We start from the raw sequence: 6,334 nt of genomic DNA, 5'->3' as shown, positions 1-6,334 counted from the left end.
TCGATGCGTTCACCGTCCCGCACAAAACTTTGCAACGCCCGCGGATAGTTGTTCAGTGTGATCGCGCCCGGATGCGCGGTGCCGAACGAGTACAGGGTGTTGGCCAGCCCTAGAGAGCGCAGCTCCTTGTCGGCTTGAGCCCCGATGATCTCGCCGAATTCGCGGGTCTGCACTATCTCGCCGGTCTGGTAATCGGCAAACCGGTAGTCGTCCGGGATCAGTGGATGCATCCGATAAACGGTGACGAAATCCTCGGTGAGCGAATACGGCGCGGTGTGGTGATCCGGCGTGGTCAACGGAATGCCCACGCTGGCATGAACATCCATCAGCCAGATGCCCAGTTTGGTGAGCCAGTCGCTGGGCGGGCCGTTCCAATTGGCGTGCAGGGCCATGTCGATCGGCTCGGTCGCCAGGATGGCGGGTGTCCACTCGACGGTGTGGATCTTGGCGATCAGCGCCGAGACGATCAGCCGTGCCGTGTTGAAGATTCGGTCATCGCTCCAGGCCGGGTAATGGGTCCGCAGCTCGTCGCACACCACGTTGTGTTCACGGGCGAACATGGTGTGCAACGCGCCCAGGCCCAACCACCAGCTTTCGTTGAAGCCGGTGATTTCCATCCCGCTGAGATCGGCAGGCAGATAACCGTCGTCGGTGAGACGGATCTTCGGCCCTTCCCGCAGCGACGCCGTTTTGACCGGATCGGACCCATACACCTCGGAAGCATCCCACCAATGCGACGTCGCGTCGGCGAATAGCCGCTCGGTGCCGTCGGGAGCGACGCTCAGCGCCTTGTTGCCGGCGATCCGCATCTTGGTCTCGGGCTCGCCGCCGGGAGTGTTCTCCCAGGTCATACCTTGCGGCAGTGGTACTTCCACGTCGTGCTCGCCGAGCGGGCAGCGCGCGTGACTGACCCAGTCGTGAACCTGGAATTGGATCCATGCCGCCGCGATAATGTTCAAAGAGCCTGCGGGCAAGAACCGTTCACGCGTCAGCAACCTCTGGCTCACCACGACAGGGTTGGGCTCGTTGAAAAGATCCGGGCGGTAATCCGCCTTCAGATTCCGGCCGAACGTCGCGCCGACCGCCCCCATCCGCGGCACCGACATATCGTTGTAACTGCCGTCGGGGGTGCGCGCCGTGCGCGCGCACTCGGGGATCGGTGCGGGCACTGAGCGAGGCTGCGGCGGTGCCTCGTGCGGCTCGGTGTCGATGAGGTTCTGCGCGCGCAGCACGCCGCGAAACGCATCGAGGTTGAGTACTGCCAGGCGTACCGGCAGTCGGTACCACGGGATGACGCGGTTGATCACCGGGAACGCGGCCCGCGCCAGCGCGCCGAGCACGACGTTGCGCGTGGGCGGTTCGGTGAGCCAGCGCGTTTGGGCGCGGTGTGCGGCGCTCGCGTCGTAGGCCCCCTTGCGTGCGCGGTTGAGGTTGCCCAGCGGGCGGAAGTCGTCGGTGGTGTTCCACGGGTTGAACGCAAGCCGTTCGACGGCTGCCGCGCGGTCCTGCGCGTCGGTGGAGCACACGTCGGTCCGTTTGATGGTCAGCGTCGCGACCGGCTCTGCTGGTGAGTACTCTTCCTTCCATTCGACGGCAGTGTCTTCGATCGGCGTCACCTTGTCGTTGACGTAGCGCTGGATGCACAGCTCGAAGTCGATATCCCCGTCGGCCAGGCGGCGGGCCACCTCCGTCGACAGGTAATCGGGGTCTGTCTTGGACGGTTTCGGGCCCTGGGGCGTGCCTGCCGACGGGCGCAGCAGATACCGCACGGCAAGCTCCGGACCCCAAGTCAGCGCGCCGCGGCTCCAATATGTTTGCGTCGCAACACTTGTCACTGGCTGCTTACGCGCGGTTTCGACGTTGCGCACCATGCGCACGGTTTCGAAGATTCCGAACATGGCCGTCAGCCGAGCCAGCCCGACAATCCGCGAACCGCCGGCGGTGGCCTTCGCGAACTCGACGAACTGGCGGGCGTTGCGGGCGTGCGAAACCGGAAAGTTCGTGGCCAGCAGGTCGATGGATGTGTTGTCGTCAACGAAGATCCGTAACGCGGCTCCGCGCAAGTCCGGCGCGAAATCGGCTGCGGCGCAGCCGGATGCGTTGGACAGGCGCACGATCGCGCGGTATCGCGCACCGGGCTGCGCGTATCCCGCCCACAGGTCGGCCGGCAAGTTGTCGTGGAAGCGCAGCTCGACGTCGTCGACCGCCAGGGTCGCCTTGGCGTGGAACGCGCGCTGGATCGCATGCGGCACACCGTGGTTGCTCACGCGCTTGCGCACGGTCGCCTGCACCTCCATGACGCCTCGCGCGAGTTGCTGGAATTCCTCGTACTCGGCCTCGGCGCTGCCGCCGCTGTAGCGCTCCCGCCACGCGGCGGCTTGGGGTTGCTTGGGAATAGTGTCCTCGTTCATCGGTTTCGCAGCCTCTCTTCGATCGTCTCGGCAATGCCGTGGATGACACCCTTGGGTGAAGGGCTGTAATGCGGGACGGCCCAGCGGGTGATGTGGGCGTCGATCACGCTCGGCCGCCCTGAAGACAATGCCGCGCGGAAGGCGTCTTCGAACTTGTCGAGACTGTCGACGGTGTATCCGTCGGCGCCGCACGCGCGGGCGTGCGCGGCGAAGTCGGGATTCTGGAATTCGACCAGGCCGCTCTCGAAGTAGGTTTCCAGTTGATAGATCTTGATCAGTTTGAATTCGCTGTCGTTGAAGATCACCCAGATGACCGGAATGTTGTGCTCGACGGCGGTCATGAGGTCGAAGCCGGCCAGTTGGTAGCACCCGTCGCCGCAGCCCACGACCACCGTCCTGTCGGGGTTGGCGAGCTTGAGCCCGATCGCCCCGTTGACATGCCCGGCCATCGGTCCGAATTCGCCGGCTTTGCGGAAGTTCTGGCCTTCCTCCAATTCCACGTAATAGCCCAACCAGGCCAGGTGAGCGCCGGCATCAGCAAGGAGGATCCCGCGCGGCGGCAGATGCCGACCTATCGATTGCGCGAGCTGTCCGGGATGGATCTTGCCGGTCAGGTGCGGGATGCGCCGCGCCTCCCAGTCGCGTCCGAGGACCCCGATCCGGGCAACCTCGCCGACTTTGACGTCCAGCGCCGCGTGGATCGCGGCGATGGCCGGGCGTGCATCGGAGACGAGTGCGTAATCGGCCTTATATGCCTTGTCGATTTCTGTCGCGGAGATGTTGATGTGGATCAAGGTCTTGCCGTCGAACAAGCCCTCGTAATAATTGAACGTTGCGTGCTGGTTGAACGCGTTGCCCACGGCCAGCACCACATCGGCCTCGAGGAAGGATTTCCAGGCACTGCTGTGTCCGCTGTCGCAGAACAGCCCGACGGAGAGCGGGTGCGCCTCGGAGACGATGCCCTTGCCGTCCAGCGTGGTGAGCAGCGGGATCTGGAAGCGCTCGATGAAATGTTTGACTTCGGCGTAGGCGCCGCTGCGGACGGCGCCAAAACCGGCGAGCACGGCAACTTTGCGGTTGTTGTTCAACGCGTCTGCCAGTGCCGTGGCAATCTGCTCGACGCTCGCGGCGTCGGGCTGAGGCGGCCGGTAGTCGAGCCTGATGTCGTGGTATTTCTCGTCGGGCAGCTCTTCGTGGGTCAGGTCTTCCGGCACGTGGATGTGGACCGGCCCCGGGCGGCCGCGGAACGCCTCGTTGACGGCCTCCTCGAGGACATCGCACGTGTCGTTGATGTTTGTCAGCAGCCACGACTTTTTCGTGGTGGCGGCGAACATTGCGCGTGAATCCGGAGTGTTGTTCAGTCCCGAGGTTTCATTGAGCGATCCGCGTCCGGCCCACTGCATTGCCGCGTAGCCAGAGATTGCCAGGACCGGGTAAGAATCCGACATCGCCACTGCCAGGCCAGAGAACAGATTGAATGCGCCGGGCCCTGCAGTCGCGAAGCACACCCCTAGCTTGTTGGTGTACATGGAATAACCGCATGCCATGAATGAGGCGGCCTGCTCGTGGCGCGCGACGATTCCCCGGATTTTGGGCGAGTGCTTTAACGCCAGCAGCAACTGTGCGGCGTTCTCCCCCGCACCGCCGAAGGCCGCCTCCACATCGATGCTCTCCAGCCCCTTGACGATAGCCTCGTAGACCCTCACAAGATCAACCTTTCGACGCCGAAATGGGATCAGTGCGGGACGCTACAGTCGGCGACCTCCGCGCACATAGGTAGTCGACTACTCCTCTTGAGCGCGGGAGTGTCGCGCTGACGAAGCGCGGCTGGGTGACCATCGGTTTTGCGCCGCGAAGGTCGTTCCCTTCAACACAGGTAGTCAACTACGCATGTCATAAAGACCGCGTTCTCATAGATTCTTCGTCATCAACCGCAAACTCTCCTCAGGGAGACGAAATGTTATCAAGCCCAAAAACAGTGGCGTGTCACCCGGATGCCGTTGCACCCATTAAACGCGACCGTCGCACACCTGTCGGTCATGCGTCGCCGCCAGTCCTCATCAGCGAACGCCAGGTTATGTTCGCAACTGCCGCTGCCGGAGTCGCATCGCCCACGGTCGTGACTCGACGCCCCTGGATCATCCTGCTCTGGCAACGGCTGTCGCTGCGCTCTGACGCCGAAGGTCAGCCTGGCCGCTACGGTGCACGGCCCCCCCGCTACCTCGAGAACGCCGCCATCGTCCGTGAGACGGAACGACTGTGAACGAACTGCTCATGGCCGTTGAAGGTGCCGCGCTGATAACGGTCAGCATCGGAATACACCACCTCTCTACATGGCTGGAGCGCTGGGACTACGAACGGCACCGCGAGGATTGAGGCGGCATGCTCACCGAGCTGGCCGCCGACATCCCGCCCAGCAGCGAATGTTTCGAAGGTGGATCAGGCCGCCGCGGCGTGATGCAACCGTCAACCCACCCGCACATCTTCCGGAAGGCGTGTTAACCAATGACCAAGTGTCGAGCGTTGGCGGCGGATCTGTACAAACGTCTGTCTGCAGGGGTGCCGATTATCGCGTTGGGAATGATCGTTGCGGGCGTCGTCCTGGGCTGCGTTGGGGCGCGCCGCGCATTCATACCGCAATTGCCGGCAGCATTACACGGCGACCCTTGGTTGGTTGCCGCCTGCGGGATGGTGCTGGCGGGGTGCGCTCTGTTCTTTCGCGCTCGCGCGAGTTCGCGCTTTGGTTGTCGCATCGCCGATTTCGTTGCCGCCGCGGTGGTTGTCGCGGTGGTTGCCGGCCTGATTGAGGGCGGCCTTCGGTCGATCACCTCGTTGGGCACCCCGACCGCAGCCGCAGCGACAATCATGTTTTGTGCGGCCTCCGTGGCGGCGGTCGGGTTGTTCGCGTCGCTTGGGATCGCCGTGCGTGACTTAATGGGGTCACAAATGCTGCGGCCGCGCAAACTTTTTGGGTGTATCGGGGTCGGTGCCCGTGATGAATCCGGGCCCAAGCCGTTGTGGGAGGCGCTGGCGCCTTCGGGTTTGCCGGCAACCGACAAGACCGTCATCAAAAACCAGCAGAGCTGGCTGCGCGCTTATGACGTCCCGGGCGTCACCAAGGCACTGAAAAATCGCAATGAATCGCTTCGGGCGCTTTGCCTTTCGGGCGGCGGTGTGCGGTCGGCCTGCGTGGCGATGGGCGCCATGCAAGTGTTATCCAAACCGTGCAGTGAAAGCGACACCGCGTCAGCTGCGAACGGGGGCCGGACCGCTGCCGCAACGCTGTTGGACCGCCTAGACTACGTGATCTCGGTGTCGGGGGGTGGATATGCCGCCGGCGCAAGGCTGTTGGCAGTGCAACCCCAACACGTGGACCCAAACCAAAAGGGGACCAATAAACGGCTGCAAGAGCAACCGCGGCGGCCGAGCGTCGCGCCCATCTCGATGCGGTTTGGAGAAGGGTCAGCGGAGTTTGGTCATATTCGACGCGGATCCAGCTACATCGCCGACTCACCCTTGGAATTGATCCGCGCTTTTGCGGAAGTGCTGAAGAATCTGCTCGCCTCCCTGGTGACTATCTTTACGATCCCGGTTCTCGCGGGGTGGCCGGTCGGCTGGCTGCTCGCCCAAGTGCCGATCGCCGCATTTCCTCCGGTGCCCGCCGCGCACCCGGCCGAGTTGAAGGGACCCAGCGGCGACTCCTTGTCTCTCGCCGCCCACCCAGCCGCGTATTGGGCGCTGGGATTCTTCGCGGCAGGGGCCGTTCTGTTCACCATGGCCGCACTGGTGATCGAGTGGAAATGGGCCGGTCCGAGCAGCGAACGCTGGCGGGGGCGGATGTTAGGCCTGGCATGCGGGAGCGCCGGATTCGCACTCGTTGTCTTCACCCTCACGATCGCGTTGCCCGGATTGATGCGGCTCTG

The 6,334-nt window shown here is 63.8% G+C and carries 3 protein-coding genes; 1 reads left to right on the top strand and 2 read right to left on the bottom strand.

Translation table 11 applies throughout. The features are described 5' to 3' along the window. Positions 1–2,411: peroxidase family protein (locus JWP83_RS05050; RefSeq protein ID WP_297726690.1), on the bottom strand; the 2,411-nt coding region annotated here is incomplete at its 3' end. Further along, positions 2,408–4,117 carry a thiamine pyrophosphate-binding protein gene (locus JWP83_RS05045; RefSeq protein WP_297726687.1) on the bottom strand — a complete coding sequence of 570 codons (1,710 nt, stop codon included), beginning with the start codon at positions 4,115–4,117 and terminating at the stop codon, positions 2,408–2,410. The genes JWP83_RS05045 and JWP83_RS05050, both read right to left, overlap by 4 nt. A gap of 817 nt (positions 4,118–4,934) precedes the next feature. On the opposite strand from JWP83_RS05045, the gene JWP83_RS05040 reads away from it, so the two are divergent. Further along, the coding region (locus JWP83_RS05040) for a hypothetical protein (protein ID WP_297726683.1) at positions 4,935–6,334 on the top strand (1,400 nt) is incomplete at its 3' end.

The sequence above is a fragment of the Mycobacterium sp. genome, assembly GCF_025965855.1.
GTDB lineage: Bacteria > Actinomycetota > Actinomycetes > Mycobacteriales > Mycobacteriaceae > Mycobacterium.
Note: the sequence above shows the minus strand (reverse complement) of the source record. Positions and strands in the feature narration are given on the sequence as shown.